This is a genomic window from uncultured Maribacter sp. (assembly GCF_947496775.1).
Classification (GTDB): domain Bacteria; phylum Bacteroidota; class Bacteroidia; order Flavobacteriales; family Flavobacteriaceae; genus Maribacter_B.
This window is the reverse complement of sequence record NZ_CANMDU010000066.1, coordinates 1-295: the sequence shown is the minus strand read 5'-3', so window position 1 is coordinate 295 and position 295 is coordinate 1. Positions and strand designations below refer to the sequence as shown.

Here is a 295-nt window from a genome sequence, read left to right as displayed (position 1 = left end):
CAACGCCATCTGCACTAGTATTACAAAGAGGATTTGTAATAACTTCAACTACTGTTGGTGGGTTGTTTGCTGTAACAGTAACTTCATTGGTAGTAACCGTACAACTTTCAGTATCTGTAATAATAAATTCATAAGTACCAGCAGTAGTAGTGAAATACGAAAAAGGAATACTAGGTACTGCAGTACTTGCTTGTATAGAAGTACCATCTCTAAGCACTTCGAAATTAAATGTTGGATTTCCGCCGGACATCGTAATGCTAATTTCAGCATCTGGTGTTGCGGAACAATCTAAATC

At 37.3% G+C, this 295-nt stretch carries 1 protein-coding gene; it reads right to left on the bottom strand.

The features are described 5' to 3' along the window. The coding region (locus Q0856_RS18095; protein ID WP_298507245.1) for a hypothetical protein at nucleotides 1–295 on the bottom strand (295 nt) is incomplete at both ends.